Raw genomic sequence first — 19,015 nt, forward strand, 5'->3', positions numbered from 1 at the left:
TCGAGGAGAGCATGAAGAAACCCGCAGATTCATTCCGCAAGGGCGTCGTACAGATCGCCGAAGTCGCCAACGGCATCATGGATCCCGTGCTGTCGAAGCGGGCGGGCATCAACACCGCGCTGCTCGGCTCCTGGGACGAGATTGCCGGTGACGACTTTGCCGATTGCACCCGGCCGGAAAAGATAACCTGGCCGCGCCGCGACGAGGGGCCGGATCGCGGCGGTTATCAGCCCGGCGTGCTGACCATTGCCTGCGAAGGCGCCCGCGCTTTGTTCCTCACCCATGCGCAGGGCGAACTCATCGCCCGCATCAACGGCTTTTTCGGCTTTCCGGCGGTGCGCCAGATCCGTATCGTGCAGAAGCCGGTTTCCCAAACCATTGCCCGCAAAAGGAAGCCGCCGCCGCTGCGCGGCGATGCGGCAAAACGTCTCGATGACATGATGGAAGGCATCGAGAGCGAGGCGCTGCGCAAGGCGGTGGAGCGGCTTGGCACGGCGGTCTTGCAGAAGAAACCGCCACGCAAAGCGATTTGACCAACGGCGCTGTCCTTGACTGGTCACAATTCTTTGACAAGAAGAGTTCAAAACCCCGCTTGTGATGAACAGGCTGGCGCTATATCGGAATCAACGGACAATAGAGTCTATTACCAACAGGTGCTTTCATGCATTTTCCCGAACTGACCATTTCCCGTCGTAGCCTCCTTGGCGGCGTTGCCCTTGCCGCCGTTGCCGCGGCCCTGCCGTTTGCCTTCACGCCCGGTGTCGCCGAGGCGCAGGAACTGCCTGAATCCACCGGTGACGTGGATATGGCCGCCGTGATGAAGCCCGGCCCGCTGCCGGAAGCGGCTCTGGGTGATGCAAACGCACCCGTCAAGATCGTCGAATATATGTCGATGACCTGCCCGCACTGCGCAAACTTCCACAACAAGACCTTCGAAGAGATCAAGAAGAAATACATCGATACCGGCAAGGTCTATTTCGTGCTGCGCGAATTCCCGTTCGATCCGCGCGCTGCTGCCGCCTTCATGCTGGCGCGTTGCGCCCCTGAAGGACAGTATTTCCCCTTCGTTTCCATGCTGTTCAAGCAGCAGCAGAGCTGGGCTGTAGCCCAGGATGCGCGCGCCGCCCTGCTGCAATTGTCGAAAATGGCCGGTTTCTCACAGGAGTCTTTCGAGGCCTGCTTGACGAACCAGAAACTTCTGGATGATGTGAACGCAACCATGCAACGCGGTGCGACGGAATTCGGCATCAACTCCACGCCGACTTTCATCATCAACGGCAAGAAATATGCGGGAGACATGTCGGTTGAAAACATGTCGGCTGTCATCGACAAGCTGCTCTGATCGCCGAACCCTGAGAGAAACGGGCGGCGGATATTTCCGTTCGCCCGTTTTTTATTGCCTGTCTTCCGGCCGGAGCATGGCGGCATGAAGTTCAACAAGCTGCGCGTTGTCGGTTTCAAGTCCTTCGTTGAACCTTCCGAATTCATCATCGAGCCGGGTCTCACCGGCGTCGTCGGTCCGAATGGCTGCGGCAAGTCCAATCTGGTGGAAGCGCTTCGCTGGGTGATGGGCGAAAACTCCTACAAGAACATGCGCGCATCCGGCATGGATGACGTCATCTTCTCCGGCTCCGGCAATCGCCCGGCCCGCAACACCGCCGAAGTCGGCCTTTATCTTGACAATTCCGACCGCACCGCGCCCGCCGCCTTCAACGATGCCGATGAAATTCAGGTGACGCGCCGCATCGAGCGCGAAAACGGCTCCGTCTATCGCATCAATGGCAAGGAAGCCCGCGCCAAGGATGTGCAGCTGCTGTTTGCGGATGCCTCCACCGGCGCGCGCTCACCCTCCATGGTGGGGCAGGGCCGTATTGGCGAACTCATCAACGCCAAGCCGCAGGCCCGCCGCCAGCTGCTGGAAGAGGCGGCCGGCATTTCCGGCCTGCATTCCCGCCGCCACGAGGCCGAGCTGCGCCTGCGCGCCGCCGAGACCAATCTGGAGCGGCTGGAAGATGTGACCGCCCAGCTGGAAAGCCAGATCGAAAGCCTGAAACGCCAGGCGCGACAGGCCAACCGTTTCAAGATGCTGTCGGCCGATATCCGCGCCCGCGAGGCGACCCTGCTGCACATCCGCTGGGTGGAGGCGAAGGAAGCGGAAGGCGAGGCGGAAAGCGCGCTCAATCAGGCAACAAATATCGTCGCCGAAAAGGCTCAAGGCCAGATGGAAGCGGCCAAGCAGCAGGGCATCGCCAGCCTGAAACTGCCGGAACTGCGCGAGGATGAAGCGCGGGTGGCCGCCGCCCTGCAACGCCTGCAGATCGCCCGCACCCAGCTGGATGACGAGGCGAACCGCCTTTTGCGCCGTCGTGACGAATTGGCGCGCCGTCTTTCGCAGCTTGGCGAAGATATCGTCCGCGAGGAACGGCTTGTCTCTGACAATGCCCAGATACTCGCACGGCTCGATGAAGAGGAAGCCGAACTCCTCGAAATCCTCTCCGATTCCGGCCGCCATGCGGAAGAGATGCGCGATGCCTTCGAAACCGCCGCTGTCAAACTGGCGGAGAGCGAAGCCGTTTTCACCGCCATCACCGCCGAGCGGGCCGAGGCCGCTGCCGCCCGCCAGCAGCTGGAACGGGCGATCCGCGATCTTTCCGACCGCAAGCTCCGGCTGGAACGGCAGTCGCAGGAAGCGTCCGCCGAGATCGATACCATCGATGAGAAACTCTCCGGCCTTCCCGATCCTTCGGAACGGCGAGAAGCGGTAGAGGCGGCGGAAATCGCGGTCGAGGATGCGCTGATCGTGGTGGAGGAGGCCGAAGCCGCCGTCGCCGAGGCGCGCTCCGCCGAAGCGCTGGCGCGCGGGCCGCTGGAAACGGCGAAAAACCGGCTGAACGCGCTGGAAACGGAAGCACGCACCATCACCAAAATCCTCGCCTCCGGCGCTGCTGCCAATGGCAGCTTCACGCCGGTTGCGGAAGAAATGACGGTGGAGCGCGGTTTTGAGGCAGCCTTGGGTGCCGCCCTTGGCGACGATATCGAAAGCCCGCTCGATTCCGGCGCTCCCGCTTATTGGGCCGGCAATGGCGACGGGGAGGGCGATCCCGCCTTGCCGCAGGGCGCGAAACCGCTTCTGGACTATGCGCAGGCGCCGGATGCTCTGCGCCGCGCCCTGGCGCAGATCGGTGTCGTTGCAGACGTATCGGAAGCCCGACGCCTGTTGCCTTCACTCAAAGCTGGCCAGCGGCTGGTAACACGCGAAGGCGCGCTGTTTCGCTGGGACGGCCACATCGCCAGCGCCGATGCACCGGGCGCTGCAGCACTTCGCCTGTCGCAGAAGAACCGCCTCGCCGAAATCGAGACCGAACTGGATGAGGCTCGGTTCATTCTGGAAGAGGCCGAAGACCAGCTTGCCGCGAGAACCGAGGCCATCAGAAGCAGCGAATTGCGGCTTTCGGAAGCGCGGGACCGGAGCCGGCTCGCGACCCGTCAGCTTGCCGAAGCGCGAGAGGCGCTGACATCAGCCGAACGGGCTTCGGGCGATCTGCTGCGTCGTCGGGATATCGTTTCCGAAGCGCTGAACCAGATTGGCGCGCAGGTCGACGAGATCGCCGTTCAGGAAGAAAATGCCCGCATCGAAATGGAAGATGCGCCTGACCTTTCCGTGCTGGATTTCAAGCTGCGCGAAAGCCAGCTGGAGGTCGCGACTGATCGCGGTCTTCTGGCGGAGGCCCGCGCCCGCCACGAGGGCGTGAGCCGCGAGGCGGAAAGCCGCCAGCGCAGAATACAGGCAATAGGGCAGGAGCGTTCCACCTGGCAGTCACGCGCGGCAAGTGCGGCCGATCACATCGCGACGTTGCGTGCGCGTGAGGAAGAGGCGCGCGATGAAATCGCCGAGCTTGATATAGCGCCAGAAGAATTCGACGAGAAACGCCGCAACCTCCTCAATGAGTTGCAAAAGACCGAAGACGCCCGCCGTCAGGCCGCTGACCGGCTGGCCGAGGCGGAAAACCTGCAGCGTGCCGCAGACCGGGTGGCTGCAACGGCCCTTTCCGAACTGGCCGAGGCCCGGGAAAAACGCGGCCGTGCCGAAGAACGCCTGGTTTCCGCCCGCGAAAAACGGCAGGAGACTGAACACCGCATCCGCGAAACACTGAACACCGAGCCGCATATGGCCCTGCGCCTGACCGGCCTTGGCCCGGACCAGCCGAAGCCCGATATTCGCGATGTCGAGCGTGATCTCGACCGGCTGAAGATCGAACGCGAGAGGCTTGGCGCCGTCAACCTGCGTGCCGAGGAAGAGCAGGCCGAGCTTTCCGCCAAGCTCGAAGCGCTTATCAAGGAACGCGACGATATCATCGATGCCGTGCGCAAGCTGCGCGCCGGCATCCAGAATCTCAACCGCGAGGGTCGTGAACGGTTGATCGCCGCCTTTGACGTGGTGAATTCACAGTTCCAGCGGCTGTTCACCCATCTCTTCGGCGGCGGCACGGCGGAATTGCAGCTGATCGAATCCGACGATCCGCTGGAAGCGGGGCTGGAAATTCTCGCCCGTCCGCCGGGCAAGAAACCGCAGACCATGACATTGCTTTCCGGCGGCGAGCAGGCGCTGACGGCCATGGCGCTGATCTTTGCCGTCTTCCTCACCAATCCCGCGCCAATCTGCGTGCTGGACGAGGTGGATGCCCCGCTCGACGACCACAATGTCGAGCGCTACTGCAACCTGATGGATGAAATGGTGGCCTCGACGGAAACCCGTTTCGTCATCATCACCCACAATCCCATCACCATGGCGCGCATGAACCGCCTCTTCGGCGTCACCATGGCCGAACAGGGCGTGTCGCAACTCGTCTCCGTGGATTTGCAGACCGCCGAGCAATTGCGCGAAGCCGTCTGAGGCTCCTTTTCCGTTTCTCTCCATCGCGAATTTATCTGGCCGTATCACCCATTCGGGTGAGCGACAATGCGCAGCATTTTGCTATGTTTTCCGAAACAACCAAGGGCTCTCACCAGACCCCCCATCCGGTTTCCTGTACCGGATGGAATGCCTTGCGAGGCCGCTGCCGTGGCCTCGCAAGGCTTTCTTTTTCCGGGTTCATAGTGCGAGGTGGCTGCATGGCTGGTAATCGTTTCCGGGGCGCAAACCTCCTCCGTCATGCCGGCCTTGAGCCGGTATCCAGCCAGCCCAAGTCCTTGGGCTGAAAAGACTCTTCCCGTCGCACCGACGCGCGTCGGCTGGATTACGGCTCAAGGCGACTGCCGTCTCGTTTAAATTTCTGGACACTTCATATGGCGTGGAAGACAGCGGTGAGCGTTGAGCATTTTCTCGACGTCATCCTTGGGCTTGTCCCAAGGATCTAAACACGTCAACAAAATCAAGCCGTTGCAGATCCTCGGGACAGGCCCGAGGATGACGTCGGAGTGTTTGGCGAGGTTTGCCATTCATAGGGCGACGGCAATACGTCATTCGTGTCCAACGCTGAAAATTTAAACCGGACAGTAGCGTTCCAAGGCCGGAATGTCGGAAGGAGAAGATGCTGCGAAGCCCTCTAAACGCTCAACTCGCCGTAACCGTCAATCGCGCAATGTACTCCGCATCATGCATGGAGAGACCCACCACCACTCACCCCGGCATCAGTCGCAGTCGGGTGCCCCAGGGGTCGATCGCCTCCACCATATCGTTTTCCATCTCCACCAGCACATAACCGGCCGCTCGCAGCCGCGTCTTCTGCGCCTCGAGATCATCGGGATTGCGAACGGTGATTGAAAACCAGTCGAGACCGGTCTCCATGGCGTTGCGTTCCTTCGCACCCCGGCTGTTCCAGCTATTCACCGCCAGATGATGGTGATAGCCGCCGGAGGAGAGGAATGATGCGTCCGAACGCGCATCCTGCGTCGGTTGCAGGCCGACGGCCTGTTCATAAAAGCCACGGGCGGCGGCGATTTCGCCGACCCGCAGGTGAATATGGCCGATGCGCATCCCGGCCGGGGCGACCTCGTAATGGTCGGTTTTGGTGTCGGTCAGCGCCACGAGATTATCGACATCAAGCGGTTCGGTGCCCATTTTCACCACCCTGCCGCTCCAGACCCACGCGTCCTTTGGGCGGTCGCTGTAAACCTCGATGCCGTTGCCCTCGGGATCGTTGAGATAGACCGCCTCGCTGACATTGTGATCGGCAAAACCGGAAAGCGGCACCTGCCTGAGCGCCGCATGCACCAGCCAGCGGGCGAGATCCTTGCGGGAGGGCATCAGATAGGCGATGTGGAACAGGCCGGCGGAGGTAGGGCTTTCGAAATCTGCCGCCGGTTTGTGGACGAGATCGAGCAGCGGCACGCTTCCCACGCCGAGCGTCACGCCTCTCGCCGTGCGTCCCACCTCGTTCATGCCAAGCACCGAACGGTAATAATCGATCATCGGATCAAGGTCGCGCACGCGAAGTGCGGCCTGGCCGATATGCATGGGTGTCGTCACGGCAAAGGGCAGGGTGGTGGCGGCATTTGCGGCGGGCCTGCCGCCCTCGGCCTTGAGCGCACCGGCCAGCGCCGTGGCGGCGCAAGAAATTCCGGCAAATTTCAACGTATGGCGGCGAGTAAATTGCATGAATAATCTCTTTGTCGGCGATGATAATGGCTTAGGGAACACTCCGTTTCTGCGCACTACACGAATGCGTCAGTCCTGCTGTTATTTTGTGTTTGCGGCAATTCTGGCGCGCAATTCGCCGCAATTATGCTGCACTGCGATGTAAACTGTACGTTGCGGCGTTTCCAACACGCTGGCAATGCTGTAGATGATAGAAAAATGACAACGCTTCTGGGTGGAGAGCGTGGAATGAAAAAATGGGTTTATACCTTCGGCAATGGTGCTGCCGAAGGCAGGGCAGGTGACGTTGCAATATTGGGCGGCAAGGGCGCGAACCTTGCCGAAATGGCAAGTCTCGGCCTACCCGTTCCCCCCGGCCTCACCATCATAACCGATGCCTGCGCCCTCTATCACAAGAACGGACGTGATCTTCCCGAGGAATTGAAGCTTCAAGTCATGGCCGGCCTGCACGGCATGGAAACCGTGACGGGCAAGACCTTCGGCGGCAGCCATTCGCCGTTGCTCATCTCCGTCCGCTCCGGCGCGCGCGCCTCCATGCCGGGCATGATGGATACGGTCCTGAACCTCGGCCTCAATGATCGCACCGTCGAGGCGCTGGGCCACGATGCCGGCGACGCCCGTTTTGCCTGGGACAGCTACCGTCGCTTCATCCAGATGTATGCCGATGTGGTCATGGGCCTCGACCACGAATTATTCGAGGAAATTCTCGAGGACGAGAAAGGCCGGCTCGGCCACGAATACGATACCGACATGTCGGCGGTCGAATGGCAGCACGTCGTTTCGCTTTACAAGAAGCTGATCGAAGATGAGCTGGGCGAAGCCTTCCCGCAGGACTGTCATGTCCAGCTCTGGGGTGCGATTGGCGCCGTCTTCGCCAGCTGGACCAACCACCGCGCCGTAACCTACCGCCACCTGCACAATATTCCGGGCGATTGGGGCACGGCGGTCAACGTGCAGGCCATGGTTTTCGGCAATCTCGGCTCGTCCTCGGCAACCGGCGTCGCCTTCACCCGCAATCCCTCTACCGGCGAGGCGGAGCTTTACGGCGAATTCCTCGTCAATGCTCAAGGGGAAGATGTGGTGGCCGGCATCCGCACGCCGCAATCCATCACCGAGGCGGCGCGGCTGGCGTCGGGTTCCGACAAGCCCTCAATGGAAAAGCTGATGCCGGAGGCGTTCAGTGAGTTCCTGGCCATCTGCAATCGATTGGAAAACCATTATCGCGACATGCAGGATCTGGAATTCACCATCGAGCGCGGCAAGCTCTGGATGTTGCAGACCCGTTCCGGCAAACGCACCACCCGCGCCGCCATGAAGATTGCCGTCGATATGGTGGAAGCGGGGCTGATTTCGCAGGAGGAGGCCGTCTGCCGCATCGAGCCCTCATCGCTCGACCAGCTGTTGCACCCGACAATTGATCCGGGCATTTCCCGCCCCATCATCGGTTCCGGCCTGCCGGCCTCTCCGGGAGCGGCGACGGGTGAGATCGTCTTCACCTCGGAAGAAGCGGTTGCGGCGGAAGCCGAAGGTCGCCGCGTCATTCTGGTGCGCATCGAAACCAGCCCGGAAGATATTCACGGCATGCATGCCGCCGAAGGCATTCTGACGACGCGTGGCGGCATGACCAGCCACGCCGCGGTGGTGGCGCGCGGCATGGGTATCCCTTGCGTTACCGGTGCCGGCTCCATGCGTGTCGACATGCGCAACAAGGTGCTGATCGGCGTCGGCTGTATGCTCAAGCGCGGCGATATCATCACCATCGATGGCTCTTCCGGCCGGGTGCTGAAGGGCGAAGTGCCGATGACGCAGCCGGAACTGTCAGGCGACTTCGGTAAGCTGATGGTCTGGGCCGACAATCTGCGCCGCATGACCGTGCGTACAAATGCCGATACCCCGGCCGACGCCCGCGCCGCCCGCGCCTTCGGTGCCGAAGGCATCGGCCTCTGCCGCACCGAACATATGTTCTTCGAGGGCGACCGTATCCATGTGATGCGCGAGATGATCCTTGCCGAAAGCGAAAAGGGCAGGCGGGCAGCGCTCGATGAGCTTTTGCCGATGCAGCGTTCGGATTTCACCGAACTGTTCCAGATCATGCATGGCCTGCCAGTGACGATCCGTCTGCTGGATCCGCCGCTGCATGAATTTCTGCCGAAGACCGATGGCGAGATCGTCGAGGTGGCGGCCGCCATGGGCATGCCGCAGACCGTGTTCCGCCAGCGGCTGGATGCGCTGCACGAATTTAACCCCATGCTCGGCCATCGCGGCTGCCGTCTCGCCATTTCTTATCCCGAGATCGCCGAAATGCAGGCCCGCGCCATTTTCGAAGCCGCCGTTGAGGCGGCGCGCATCACCGGCGCGCCCGTTGTGCCTGAGATCATGGTGCCGCTGGTCGGCCTGCGATCGGAGCTGGATTATGTTACCGAGGTTATCGATCGCGTTGCTGCCGCCGTGGCGGAAGAAACCGGCATGACGCTCGAATATCTGACCGGCACCATGATCGAGTTGCCGCGCGCAGCATTGCGCGCCCATGTCATCGCCGAAGCCGCGGAGTTTTTCTCCTTCGGCACCAACGATTTGACGCAGACGACCTTCGGCATTTCCCGCGACGATGCGGCGCGCTTCATCAATACCTATCAGCGCAAGGGCATCATCGAACGTGATCCGTTCATCTCGCTCGATTTCGACGGTGTGGGGGAGTTGATCCGTATTGCCGCCGAACGTGGCCGCCAGACGCGGCCGGAACTGAAGCTCGGCATCTGCGGTGAACATGGCGGCGATCCGGCCTCCATTCATTTCTGCGAGGATGCCGATCTCGATTACGTGTCCTGTTCACCCTTCCGCGTGCCCATCGCCCGCCTTGCCGCCGCGCAGGCAACGCTTGCTGCGCGGGCAAAGGAGGGGCAGGTGGCAAGCAATGTCGCGTTTATTCCCGTCAGGGGTTCTGTCGGACGATGATCTGACGCTCGACGACGACCGGCCGGTAGAACATGTCGCGGTTCATCTGCGCCTGCCAGGCGCGGTTATCGGCGCGGCGGTCCATTTCCAGATCGAGAAGGCAACCCGCCATCGGGTCTGTGCCGGGGCGGAAACCATAACCCCGGCATGTCGCCTCGTCCCGCGCCCGTCGCTCTTCCGGCGTCAGCGTCTGGCAGGCGGTGAGCGCCAGCATAGTGGCAAGCGCACCGAAGACGATGGAAACACGCATCTTGTTTCTCCCTTGAACATGACAGCCGTACGGCACTTTTATTGCCGCGATTGATACGCCTGTTTTCATACGGGGAAAAGCCGCGTTGGCGCGGAAAGTTGCGTTTGGAACGAGAACCTCTCTACCGTCATGTCGGGCCCTTAGTCGGTATCCAGCAACGGCGCTTATCGTCCAGACTGTCTGGATCTCGCCATTTCAGCGCGCATCCAGCTCGAATCCCTCCATGTCGAGAGCCAGATCATCAGATCGGTGAGAAAGCCGATAATCGGCAGCAGAAGCCTGTGGCCCAAACCGCGCGTCGTCTGGTTTTTCTCGGCTTCCTGCAGATGGGCCAATTCCTGTTCTTGAATTGAAGCGATAAGCCCGTGAAGCTCGGGATCTCTTGTTTGCAGGAAGGCCAATTGATCTCCCAGATGGCGGTGAACGGTGCTTTCAACAGCTTCGGTGCAAATCCAGACCATGTTGCGTCCGCCGAGCGCGGTCAGAAAACCGAGAACGAGACCTCCAAGGCTCCAAAATGCCATTACGCGACAAGGTTTCGCTTTTCTGGCTGGCATGGCGTCCCGGAACCGGCGGCAATGATCAATTTCGTCTTCCCGCATTTCCTGAAGAGCGGGCACGATCTCCGGAAACAGCCGGCGAGCCATCCATATCTGCGCTCCGTAGATACGAATAGCGCCAAATTCACCGGCGTGATTGACCTTGAGAATACGCCGAACGGTAAGAGCTGGGTCGTGTTTGCCGAGACCGCGGGACATTCGAAGCATTTCCAAAGCGCGTTCCATTCCAGCTGAATGCAGCAGATTTTATAAGCGCCATGGGAGGCGGTTTTGATACTATTTGTGACAGCAGAAATCGACCTGGGGTGTTTCCGGTTTTACCGGAAACACCCCACGATTATCGCAGTCAGGCCGGCGCTACTTCACGGTCATCGAGCGCGTCGATATCCTTGGCGTTGTTGTAAACCGCCTCATTGAGAATGCCTTCGCGCTTGGCGACGATGGTGGGCACCAGCGCCTGACCGGCGACATTGACCGCCGTGCGGCCCATGTCGAGGATCGGGTCGATGGCAAGCAGCAGGCCCACGCCTTCGAGCGGCAGTCCGAGCGTCGAAAGCGTCAGCGTCAGCATCACCACTGCGCCCGTGAGACCTGCCGTTGCGGCGGAACCGAGCACCGAGACGAAAACGATCAGCACATATTCCTGAATGCCGAGCGGCACCTGGAAGAACTGTGCGATGAAGATCGCCGAAATCGCCGGATAGATGGCGGCGCAGCCGTCCATCTTGGTGGTGGCGCCGAGCGGCACGGAGAAGGCGGCATATTCGCGCGGCACACCCAGGCTCTTTTCCGTCACGGTTTCGGTAACGGGAAGCGTGCCGATGGAGGAACGCGACACGAAAGCGAGCTGGATGGCCGGCCATGCGCCGGCAAAGAAACGCGAGGGTTTCAGGCCATGGGCGATCAGCAGCGCCGGATAAACCACAAAGAGCACCAGCGCCAGACCGATATAGACGGCCGCCGCATACCAGCCGAGCTGCGACAGCGTCGTCCAGCCATATTGATCGACCGCACGGCCGAGCAGGCCGATCGTGCCGATCGGGGTGAGGCGGATGACCCACCAGAGGATTTTACGCACGATGGCGAGCAGCGACTGGTTGAAGGCGAGGAACGGCTCCGCCGCCTTGCCGGCTTTCAGTGCCGCAACACCAAAGGCAATCGATACTACGAGCAGCTGCAGCACGTTGAAGTTCAGCGAGGTGCTGCCGGAACCGTTGTTGATTTTGGTAGACGCTTCGAGGCCGAAGACGTTGGCAGGAACGAGGCCCTTGAGGAAGTCCAGCCACGAACCGGTGGAGGACGGCGCTGCCGCAGCCGTATTGGCAATCGCCGTGTTGACGCCCGGCTGAATGACGAGGCCGAGCACGATGCCGATGACCACGGCGATGAGCGCAGTGATGGCGAACCACAAAAGTGTCTGCCATACCAGCTTTGCCGCATTGGAAAGGTTCTTGAGATTGGCGATGGAGGCGACGATGGCCGTGAAGATCAGCGGCGGTACCAGCGCGCGCAGGAGCTGCACGAAAATGCTGCCGATGGTCTGCAGCGTCACCGAAAGCCCGTTCGGGCTGCCGGCAGCATCGGGACCGATGTTGCGCGCAAGAAGCCCGAGCAGCAGGCCGATAACCATGGCGATCAGAACCTGAAAGCCGAAATTGCGATAAAAGGGTTTAGGCCCGGAGGGGCCGGCGGACGTCGTTGCCTGTGACATGACATGTCTCTTTATTGTGCAAGAAAACGAGAATGTTGCACTTTTTACACGCATTCTCGAGGGAGGTCGCCGAGGATACGCCGATTTCCTCAGCAATTAAGGGATGAGCTTGCGTATTTGTTGCATTGTCGGGGAATTATTCTCTTAAGGTGAGATAATACGGAAAAATGTTCCACTTCTTCGTCGCCTCTGACGTCGGAGGCCTGGAACCTGTAGTTTGGCAGTGTCGTAGCCTCATACGCCGTCACCCCGGACCTGATCCGGGGTCTAGCGCGATCAAGTCCTTGATCGCAAAAGACTCATTCTTAACGGCGCAGACGCGCGGTCTGGATGCCGCATCAGGTCCGGCATGACGGAGAGATTCGCATGCTTTAGCGTACGGATCGGCCGCCTCCTTTGTTTTCCTCGCCGCAAATCCGGTCTATGACATCATATGCAGGTGATTCCCTTGCCAGATTTCGGGTGCAACGCTTTTACGCCAATGCGATCATACGGATATCCGCTTCCATGACTGTGCGTTTCGTCCGGCCTTTTTCGGTTGCAGCCTATCTTTCCCGCTATCTCGCACTAGTGGCGCTGGCGCTTTTTCTCATCGCCGCCGGTATCCACCGTTTCGGGCCGCTGACGACGCCTGACCTCGTGGGGTTGCTGATGATTGCCGCCGGCATTGCGCTGATGGCGGTGCTTCTGGCGCTGATCGGCCTTGAGCGGCTGTGGACAAGGGGCGCGCGGGGCGGGCTTTCAGCGCTTGCCGCTCTTCTTCTATCGGCCCTGCCGCTCGGTGTGGTCGGTTACGGCGCATATCTTTATTGGCAGCAGCCGAAGATTTACGACATCTCGACCGATCTGACCGACGTGCCGGAATGGCTGGTGGTGCCGGTGGCGAACCAGCAATGGCTGGCAAGGCCCGCCATGGTGGCAAAAGAGGACCGGGACGCGCAGGCGATTGCCTATGCCAGCCTCGCCGGCCGCCGTTATGAAGGCGCGATCGACCGCATCTATGCGGCCGCCAAGAAGATGGCCGCCGCCCAGAATATCCGTATCACCCACACGAGAGGCGTCATCGGCGCGGAGGAAGCACCCTCCACCGGCATTCCCGAACAGGACAAGACGCCGCCGGCTGAAGAGGGGCCTGTCGAAGACCTGCCCTCCATCGTGCCGGTGCCCACGGCCCGACCGGCCGAGGCACCGCAGCCCACTTTCTTTAACGGCAGCGGTGTGGTGCTGATGCAGGGCGAAACGCGCACGCGCATCTGGGGCCTGCGTTTCGATATTCTCATCCGCCTCAAGGAAGAGGCGGAAACCACCATCGTCGATGTCCGCGTCGCCTCGCGCTACGCCCCGCACGATCTCGGCATGGGAGCTGCCATCGCCGAGGCCTATCTCGATGCGCTGGATGCGGAAATGCAGGGGTTGAACGATAACTGAGGTGTTTTTTGGCGTGAGGTAGCGCATGGCGCTGCGGCTTGGTTTCTTCTCCCCGCCGGGGAGAAGGTGGCCCGAAGGGTCGGATGAGGGGGCAACCTCTCGGTTTATCTCTGACCTTGCCCCCTCATCCCGCTGCCGCGACCTTCTCCCCCTCGGGGAGAAGAAACAAGCGTCAGTCGCTCGCTCCATCAACAGGACAGCGGTGGCTCAGGCGATAGCAAGATTTGAAAATCGCGCGCTTCAAAACCCCGACTACGCCGGAAAATACTCACCCGAGAGCGAAGGCGCACCGTCCGTCCGCACTTCGCCCTTTTCGATCAGGTCTTCGATATGCGCCAGCACGGAAAGTGCGGCCGCCCCATGCAGGCGCTTGTCGGTGCTGGCATAAATCACCTTCACCATATCGGCGATAAACCGGTCGCCGTCGCGGATGCGTTTCAGAACCGCCTTTTCCCGCATGCGGCGGTGGGCGCGAAGCCCGCGCATGAAGGCGGCGGGATCGGTGACCGGGCCGCCATGGCCGGGCAGGAACAGCCGGTCGTCGCGGGTGAGCAGCCGCTCCAGCGAGGCCATGTAATCGCTCATTGCCCCATCCGGCGGTGCGACGATGGTGGTGGCCCAGGCCATGACGTGATCGGCGGAAAAGACGATGCCGCTGCCATCGAGCGCGAAGGCGGCGTGATTGGCGGTGTGGCCCGGTGTATGCAGCGCGGTAAGCGTCCAGCCGTCGCCGGAAAGGCTCTGCCCGTCGCCAAGTGCGATATCCGGCGCAAAAGCCGTATCGGAACTTTCGGCAAAGGGGTTGGTCTCGCCCACATGCAGCGGCCGGGCGGCCCGGTGCGGGCCTTCGGCCACCGTCAGCGCCCCGGTTGTCTCCTTCAGCCGCCGGGCAAGCGGCGAGTGATCGCGATGAGTGTGGCTGACGAAGATATGTGTCACCTCGCGGCCTTCGAGCGCCGCCATCAGCGCCCGAAAATGCGCCTCATCCTCCGGACCGGGATCGATGACGGCGACGGAACGGTCGCCGACGATATAGGAATTGGTGCCATGGAAGGTGAAGGCGGAAGGGTTGTTGACGGTGAGGCGCTGGATCAGCGGGGCGACAGCAACCGCCTCACCATAGGCCGGCTTAAAATCGAGATCGAATGCCGGGTCCGCCATCGAGACCTCCTGAAAAATGCCATGCCAGCTTGAGCCACGGCCTCAACCGCGCCATCGCCAAGCCCTAACATGCCATCTCTGGCACGGCATCCAAAAAGCTTGGATTTTGTGAAAAAATAAGTCGCCGGGTCATTGCCGGGCCGGGCAGGCTTTGATAATCAGGCGCGGTTCAGGCAGCGGCGTTTCGCCTTCGCTGCCCTGTTGGGGCGTCGCCAAGCGGTAAGGCACCGGTTTTTGGTACCGGCATTCCCAGGTTCGAATCCTGGCGCCCCAGCCATCTCTTCCAAAGTCAGAACAACGTGCGCAGGTCCCGGCGACCATCGATCACGCGAACGATTTCCACGGAACATATTTCGCCGCCATCGGTATCCGGCACGGTTTCGTAGAGAATGACATAAGGCGCTTCGACGAGCATACGGGCAGATGGAAAAATTTCCGGGTGGCGCTCGCCAAGGTGAGGATGGGCGACCAGGCGCTCCGCTTTGGCGCGGAAAGAAGCGAAATATCGTTCTGCGGCAAGGGGCTGTGATTTGCCAATGTCGATATAGATTTTCTTCACATCGCTGCGTGCGCGGGGCGTCCAGACAAGCTTAGTGGTCACGATTTTTCAACGAGGCCAGTTCTGCACGCGCTTCATTGAGCGCCTCGTCAAAATCCACTTCGGTTGAATTGCCGCTGGCTTTGCCCTCGGCCCACAATGCGCGCAGCTTGGCGATGTCGCCGCGTCGCTGAACCCATTTTGCCGACCAGTCTCGCATCGCTTCACGGATGACTTCGCTGCTGCTGGCATAAGCGCCGCTCTCCACGGCGTCACGCAAGATTTCGGCGTGCTGGGGCGTCATCGAAACGCTGATCTTTTCCACGTTGGCCATGGTTATCTCCATCATCTGGTGGGAATTATTACCACCGAGTATGTTTGGGGGCCAGATATTTCGGTGGCGGTATATCCGATGATGGTCGGCTTACCACGCTACGCTATAACCTAGGATACTGTTAAGCGCGAAAACCTGTCCTCCGTCCTCCTCGGGCTTGACCCGAGGATCCACGATCCGTTGAAGTTAATGGATCCTCGGGTCAAGCCCGAGGAGGACGTCGAGTGCGGAGGAAGGCGCGCATCAACAAAAAACGCCGCGCATCCAAAGACACGCGGCGTCGAATCTTAAAATCGCAGCCAAGCCTTAAAGCGCGATATCCGGCACCTTCTTCACCGGTGCACCCGCAGGTGCCGCACCGGCACCCTTCAGCGCCTCAAGGTCGATCTGCGGCGGGGTGGGCAGCTGCAGGTGTTCGGCGGTGTAGGCCCATTCCTCACGCACCTTTTCCGGGTTGTCATTCAGCTTGGTGCCGTAGCTCGGCACGATCTGGCGGATCTTGGCCTGCCATTCCGGCGTCGCCACCTTGTCCTTGAACACCTTTTCCAGAACGCTGAGCATGATCGGCGCGGCCGTGGAGGCGCCCGGCGAAGCGCCGAGCAGGCCGGCGATGCTGCCGTCCTGTGCGGCGACGACTTCGGTGCCGAGCCGCAGCACGCCGCCCTTTTCTTCGTCGCGCTTGATGATCTGCACGCGCTGGCCGGCCTGCCACAGGCGCCATTCGCCCTGCTTGGCATTCGGGAAATATTCCTTCAGCGCGGCAAAACGGTCGTCATCCGACATCATCAGCTGGCCAGCGAGATATTCCACCAGCGGATATTCATCGATGCCCACCCGCACCATCGGCCAGGCATTGCTTGTTGTGACCGAGGAGACGAGATCGAAATAGGAGCCTTCCTTCAGGAACTTGGTGGAGAAGGTGGCGAAAGGTCCAAACAGGATGACGCGCTTGCCGCCCAGCACGCGCGTATCGAGATGCGGAACCGACATCGGCGGCGAGCCGACCGAGGCCTTGCCATAGGCCTTGGCCAGATGCTGCATCGTCACGTCAGGGTTCTCGTTGATGAGGAACGAACCGCCCACCGGGAAGCCGGCATAATCGTCCGCTTCCGGAATACCGGACATCTGCAACAGATGCAGCGCGCCGCCGCCGGCGCCGATGAACACGAATTTCGCATCCACCACCTGTTCGGCATCGGTCTTGGTGTTGGTATAGGTCACGCGCCAGCTGCCATCGGCATTGCGCTGAATGTCGGAAACCTCGCTGTTGACCTGAAGGTCGAAATTCTGGTCGCCCTGCAGATGCGACACGAATTGCCGGGTGATTTCGCCGAATTCCATGTCGGTGCCGAGCGGCGACCAGGTCGCGCCGATCTTCTGGGAAGGATCGCGGCCTTCCATCATCAGCGGCACCCACTTCTTGATCTGCTCGGGGTCGCTGGAATATTCCATGCCGGCGAAAAGCGGGCTGGTTTTGAGCGCCTGATAGCGCTTTTCCAGATAGGCGACGTTTTCATCACCCCAGACGAAGCTCATATGCGGCGTGTGGTTGATGAAGGATCGCGGGTTCTTCAAAACACCGTTCTTCACCTGCCAAGCCCAGAACTGCCGGGAAATCTGGAAGGATTCGTTGATGTTGATGGCCTGGGCGATCTTGATGTTGCCGTTGTCGTCTTCCGGCGTGTAGTTGAGTTCCGCCAGCGCGGAATGTCCGGTGCCGGCATTGTTCCAGCCGTTGGAGCTTTCAAGCGCCACGCCATCCAGCCGCTCCAGCATCTGCATCGACCAGGTGGGCTCGAGTTCGCGCAGCCATACACCGAGCGTCGCGCTCATGATGCCGCCGCCGATCAAAAGCACGTCGACCTTCTTGGCGGTCGTGCTGGCGAGAAGTGGAGAAGAGGGCAGCGCCGCTGCGGCAATCCCGGCAAGCGCGCCACCCAGAACCTGACGGCGGTTCATTGGAAGCACGCCGGGGGGAAATGCTTGGGAAAGGGAGGTATCCTGGGAAAGATCAGTGAGCTGGGATTTGTCTTGATCGATGGGAGTCACGGCCATACCTGATTCTTGTTTTGTGTTAAAAACACTCCTCCCGTCCGCCCCGTTATAGCAAAGCGCAAAGCGGCACAACCCGGACTTTTTCACTCCAGTTCAAGCGTTTTTGCAGCTGGCTCGTCGGGATATATGGTCGCAATAGCGCTTTTTCCGGTCTTGCGGATTGTCAGTTTTATGAATGCGAAGATCAGGCAGGGCTTTCAAACGGTTGAAAGTGCTCTGTGGGCCGAATATTGCGCAACGGCCCACAATCCCGTGCGTGCATGGCGCAATGGAACGGGCCTTGTGATTTTAGGCGAAAGTTTTTTCAGGAAAATGACAATAATCCCGAAAAAGTGAAAAGGCCCGCCGTTTCGGGCGGGCCTTGTTCGTCCGGTTTCCGGGGCGAACCTTAGTTCGCGGCGAGGAATTCCGCGCAGTAGCTGGGGCCGTTGACGCCGGGGCGGTCGGAGACCGTGCGCACCGAGGTGATCGTATAATTGCTGGAAACGACCAGCTGCACCGTGCAGGAGAGCGAGGCGGTGCGGGCGGGCGAAATCTGGCGACCCTTCTTGCCGTCCTTGCCTTCTTCGAACCTGGCCGGAATGGTGGCCTTCTTGTAACCGCCGCGCCAGTTATAGACGGTGGAGCTGCCGGATTCCGTGTCGCTCAGCGGTGGGCCGAATTTTGCGAAGAAAATGCCTGCCGACTGACCGACCCACCGTGTTTCAACGGGGCTCTTCTGGGTGAAGGAAGGGACGGAGGAGCCTTCCGATGTCGTGCAGGCGGAGAGCGCAATGGCGAGCCCTGCGAGCGTTATGCTGCGAAATAGCATGGTGAAATGTCCTTTGTGCCGTGTCCGGCATCCCGCCGGTCATTCCGTTCCCCTAGCAGATTTGGCGGCGGCGGGCAGGGGAGGTATGCGGCTTGACGAAAATTTCCTGCCACAATTGCTTTTTTGTAACGTTTTTCAGCCCTGCGCCCTTTGCCGCAAGCGGTTGGCGAGGCTGCCTCGCTGCAGGGAGAAAACTTGTCATAAAAAATGCAATATGCCGCTTGTCGAATGCTGGAGGCTGGTCTATAGAAGCGCCGCTGGTCACGGAGTGTAGCGCAGTCTGGTAGCGCACCACGTTCGGGACGTGGGGGTCGGAGGTTCGAATCCTCTCACTCCGACCAGCTAAAAGCCTCACATTCACGATGGCTTGCAACTGATCCCGATATTTCCTGAAAATCCCTGAATCTAAAGTCTCGTATCAAAGCCGGACCGTTTAAAACCCTGGCCGGTTAGAATGCGGTCGCCTACTGCGCGGGTTCGACGCCCAGTTGTGCCGTCCATAGTCTCCACATTAGCGACTATAAGAGTAGTGAGTTTCTCATTCTCGTCAGCGCGAGAATGAGAAAAGCAAACAACGGCCGCGCGCCGGACGTCTGTCAAACCATCCCATCACC

At 60.5% G+C, this 19,015-nt stretch carries 14 protein-coding genes and 2 tRNA genes; 7 read left to right on the top strand and 9 right to left on the bottom strand.

Features of this window, described 5'->3' with window-relative positions:
• The first annotated feature begins 11 nt into the window (after positions 1-11).
• The 3 genes from AKG12_RS02205 (at position 12) to AKG12_RS02215 (ending at position 4,894) form a co-directional block, all read left to right on the top strand.
• Entirely contained in the window at positions 12-533 is a 522-nt protein-coding gene (locus AKG12_RS02205; protein WP_046798532.1) for a DUF721 domain-containing protein, read from the top strand.
• Positions 534-661: 128 nt separating this feature from the next.
• Positions 662-1,342 carry a DsbA family protein gene (locus tag AKG12_RS02210; RefSeq protein ID WP_046798533.1) on the top strand — a complete coding sequence of 227 codons (681 nt, stop codon included), beginning with the start codon at positions 662-664 and terminating at the stop codon, positions 1,340-1,342.
• An 84-nt stretch (positions 1,343-1,426) separates the two neighbouring features.
• Positions 1,427-4,894, top strand: coding sequence for a chromosome segregation SMC family protein (locus tag AKG12_RS02215; RefSeq protein ID WP_052817438.1), 3,468 nt, complete (start codon positions 1,427-1,429; stop codon positions 4,892-4,894).
• A 726-nt stretch (positions 4,895-5,620) separates the two neighbouring features.
• Here the strand turns inward: AKG12_RS02215 and AKG12_RS02220 are convergent.
• Positions 5,621-6,598, bottom strand: a complete 978-nt coding sequence (locus AKG12_RS02220) for a VOC family protein (RefSeq protein WP_052817440.1) — start codon at positions 6,596-6,598, stop codon at positions 5,621-5,623.
• A gap of 228 nt (positions 6,599-6,826) precedes the next feature.
• Here AKG12_RS02220 and ppdK point away from each other — a divergent pair, with 228 nt between their 5' ends.
• Complete coding sequence (gene ppdK, locus AKG12_RS02225) at positions 6,827-9,553, top strand: pyruvate, phosphate dikinase (protein ID WP_046798536.1); 2,727 nt, start codon at positions 6,827-6,829, stop codon at positions 9,551-9,553.
• Here ppdK and AKG12_RS02230 read toward each other — a convergent pair.
• From AKG12_RS02230 to AKG12_RS02240, 3 genes are all read right to left on the bottom strand, one after another.
• Positions 9,531-9,803 carry a hypothetical protein gene (locus tag AKG12_RS02230; protein WP_052817443.1) on the bottom strand — a complete coding sequence of 91 codons (273 nt, stop codon included), beginning with the start codon at positions 9,801-9,803 and terminating at the stop codon, positions 9,531-9,533. The genes ppdK and AKG12_RS02230 overlap by 23 nt on opposite strands.
• A 164-nt stretch (positions 9,804-9,967) precedes the next feature.
• Positions 9,968-10,561, bottom strand: coding sequence for a demethoxyubiquinone hydroxylase family protein (locus AKG12_RS02235; protein ID WP_285277716.1), 594 nt, complete (start codon positions 10,559-10,561; stop codon positions 9,968-9,970).
• 148 nt (positions 10,562-10,709) lie between these two features.
• Positions 10,710-12,074, bottom strand: coding sequence for a dicarboxylate/amino acid:cation symporter (locus AKG12_RS02240; RefSeq protein ID WP_046798538.1), 1,365 nt, complete (start codon positions 12,072-12,074; stop codon positions 10,710-10,712).
• A gap of 507 nt (positions 12,075-12,581) precedes the next feature.
• Between AKG12_RS02240 and AKG12_RS02245 the strand changes: the two genes are divergently transcribed.
• The gene (locus AKG12_RS02245) at positions 12,582-13,502 is read left to right on the top strand and encodes a DUF1499 domain-containing protein (protein WP_052817871.1); all 921 of its coding nucleotides are present in this window, start codon (positions 12,582-12,584) and stop codon (positions 13,500-13,502) included.
• Positions 13,503-13,754: 252 nt separating this feature from the next.
• Here AKG12_RS02245 and AKG12_RS02250 read toward each other — a convergent pair whose 3' ends face one another.
• Entirely contained in the window at positions 13,755-14,663 is a 909-nt protein-coding gene (locus AKG12_RS02250; RefSeq protein ID WP_052817445.1) for an MBL fold metallo-hydrolase, read from the bottom strand.
• A 202-nt stretch (positions 14,664-14,865) separates the two neighbouring features.
• Between AKG12_RS02250 and AKG12_RS02255 the strand changes: the two genes are divergently transcribed.
• Positions 14,866-14,940, top strand: a tRNA-Gln gene (locus tag AKG12_RS02255).
• A gap of 12 nt (positions 14,941-14,952) precedes the next feature.
• Here AKG12_RS02255 and AKG12_RS02260 read toward each other — a convergent pair.
• The 4 genes from AKG12_RS02260 to AKG12_RS02280 all read right to left on the bottom strand — a co-directional run bounded on the left by AKG12_RS02260 (position 14,953) and on the right by AKG12_RS02280 (position 18,401).
• Positions 14,953-15,264 carry a type II toxin-antitoxin system RelE/ParE family toxin gene (locus tag AKG12_RS02260; protein WP_052817447.1) on the bottom strand — a complete coding sequence of 104 codons (312 nt, stop codon included), beginning with the start codon at positions 15,262-15,264 and terminating at the stop codon, positions 14,953-14,955.
• The gene (locus tag AKG12_RS02265; RefSeq protein WP_052817449.1) at positions 15,254-15,535 is read right to left on the bottom strand and encodes a type II toxin-antitoxin system ParD family antitoxin; all 282 of its coding nucleotides are present in this window, start codon (positions 15,533-15,535) and stop codon (positions 15,254-15,256) included. Before AKG12_RS02265 ends, AKG12_RS02260 begins: the two co-directional genes overlap by 11 nt.
• A gap of 306 nt (positions 15,536-15,841) precedes the next feature.
• On the bottom strand, positions 15,842-17,590 hold the full coding sequence (mqo, locus tag AKG12_RS02270; protein WP_052817451.1) for a malate dehydrogenase (quinone): 1,749 nt from the start codon (positions 17,588-17,590) through the stop codon (positions 15,842-15,844).
• A 388-nt stretch (positions 17,591-17,978) separates the two neighbouring features.
• Positions 17,979-18,401, bottom strand: a complete 423-nt coding sequence (locus AKG12_RS02280; protein ID WP_046798543.1) for a hypothetical protein — start codon at positions 18,399-18,401, stop codon at positions 17,979-17,981.
• Between the two features lie 264 nt (positions 18,402-18,665).
• On the opposite strand from AKG12_RS02280, the gene AKG12_RS02285 reads away from it, so the two are divergent.
• Positions 18,666-18,742 (top strand) — tRNA-Pro (locus AKG12_RS02285).
• Positions 18,743-19,015 lie beyond the last annotated feature (273 nt).

This window comes from Agrobacterium sp. SUL3 (genome assembly GCF_001263295.1).
Lineage (GTDB): Bacteria > Pseudomonadota > Alphaproteobacteria > Rhizobiales > Rhizobiaceae > Agrobacterium > Agrobacterium tomkonis.